The organism is Candidatus Symbiopectobacterium sp. NZEC135 (genome assembly GCF_025962695.1).
Window position 1 is genome coordinate 1 of the sequence record NZ_JAGFPF010000277.1, and the last position, 1,980, is coordinate 1,980.

Annotated in this window: 1 protein-coding gene and 1 pseudogene; both read left to right on the forward strand. The window is 58.7% G+C overall.

Annotated elements, in window-relative coordinates:
* The coding region (locus tag J5224_RS25855; RefSeq protein ID WP_264628055.1) for an FHIPEP family type III secretion protein at positions 1-1,302 on the forward strand (1,302 nt) is incomplete at its 5' end.
* A 10-nt stretch (positions 1,303-1,312) separates the two neighbouring features.
* Positions 1,313-1,980 (forward strand): annotated as a pseudogene (locus tag J5224_RS25860) (EscN/YscN/HrcN family type III secretion system ATPase); the annotation flags it as partial.

The following is a 1,980-nucleotide window of genomic DNA, read 5'->3' on the forward strand; positions in this document are numbered from 1 at the left end:
TCTCTGCTGATTTCGCTCAGTGCCGGTATTATCGTCACCCGCGTACCGGGTGAGAAACGGCAAAATCTGGGGCGTGAGCTGAGCGCGCAATTAGGGAAACAGCCTCAGGCGCTGATCCTCGCAGCGGTGGTGATGTTACTGTTTGCCGTCATTCCCGGCTTCCCGTTTATCTACTTTTTCATTATGGCGGTGCTTACCGCATTGCCCTGTGCGCTGCTGTGGTATCGCGCCCGGCATCCGCAGTCGGTATCCGCGCCGCAGGGCAGCGCAGATGACGATCTGATGGTGCCGGGCGCACAGCCTCTGACGCTGCGTCTTGCACCGAGCCTGCATTCAGAGTCTCTTTCACTGGAGATTGATGCCCTGCGCAAAACCCTGTTTGACACCGTGGGTGTCCCCCTGCCGGATGTCTCCATCATCGTTGATGCTTCAATGACGGAGAACAGTATGGCGGTGCTGGTCTATCAGGAGTCCGTGTTCTCGCTGACGCTCCCCCTGGCAGCATCCTGCATGATGTTCACCGCATTGGATGCGTCCGCTGCTACGCCAGAGGCTCAGGTGTTGCCGCAGGGAATGGGGCGGATCGCATGGCTGTCTGCGGCTGAGGGACAACGTGTGCAACAGGCGGGGCAAACGGTGTATACCGGTGACCAGTGCCTTGTTGCGTTGTTGCACAAGGTGTTGGTGAACCATATGGCAGAGTTTATCGGGGTGCAAGAAGCGCGCTACCTGATGGATGCGATGGAGAAACGCTATGCCGAGTTGGTGAAAGAGCTACAGCGGCAGATGCCCATCAACAAAATTGCCGAGGTGCTCCAGCGATTGGTTTCGGAGCGTGTCTCTATCCGTGATTTGCGTCTGGTGTTCGGCACGCTGATTGAGTGGGCACCGCGGGAAAAAGATGTCCAGATGCTAACGGAATATGTTCGCATCGCGTTGCGACGCCATATTTTACATCGCCTGATGCCAGAAGGAACGCCGCTACGCGTGCTGCGCATTGGGGAGGAGATGGAGAATGTGATTCGTGAGTCTATTCGGCAGACAGCAATGGGCACCTATACCGCGTTGAGCCATGCACAGTGTGCCGAGATATTGCAGTTGATTGCCGAGGCACAAACGGCCCACGGTGAGTTTGTGATTGTCACCTCGGTGGATGTGCGTCGTTTCCTGCGTAAGGTCATAGAGCAACAACATGCCGACATTGCGGTGCTGTCGTGGCAGGAAGTGGGTGAGCACTGCCTTATCCAGGTGGTGCACAGTATTGACCTGGACCCCGAGCACTTACTCGATGATGAAGACTGAGTTTTCCTCTCTGGTGGATGCGGTGAGCCAACGGCTGGCATTGTGCGGTAAGCCGCCGGATGGCATCGACATGACGGGACAGGTGCTGCACATCAGCGCCACCTTGTTGAAAGTGCGGTTGCCCGGTGTGTTTATGGGTGAACTTTGCCAGATTTTACCCGGCGGCACCTTGGCCGAGGTGGTTGCGGTAGACGGCGATGATGCGCTGTTATCTCCCTTCGCCAGCACGGTTGGTCTGTTTTGCGGCCAGAAGGTGCGGCCGCTCAGACGACGCCAGCAGGTTCCGGTCGGCGATGCGTTGCTGGGCCGGGTCGTTGATGGCCTTGGGCTGATGCTGGATGGCAATGAGACGTGGCCGGGGCCGTGGCGCGATTTTGACGCACCACCTCCGGCGGCGCTGGTCCGTGGGATTATCGAACGCCCGGTGCTAACCGGCGTGCGGGCGATAGACAGCTTACTCACCTGCGGTGAGGGGCAACGTATAGGGATTTTCGCGGCGGCGGGCGTGGGGAAAAGCACCTTGCTTTCCATGCTGTGCCACGGCGCAGACTGCGAGGTGATCGTTCTGGCGCTTATTGGCGAGCGTGGCCGCGAGGTGCGGGAATTTTTAGAGCATTCGCTCGACGAGGAGACACGACGTCGCTGTGTCGTCGTCGTCGCCACCTCAGACAGGCCGCC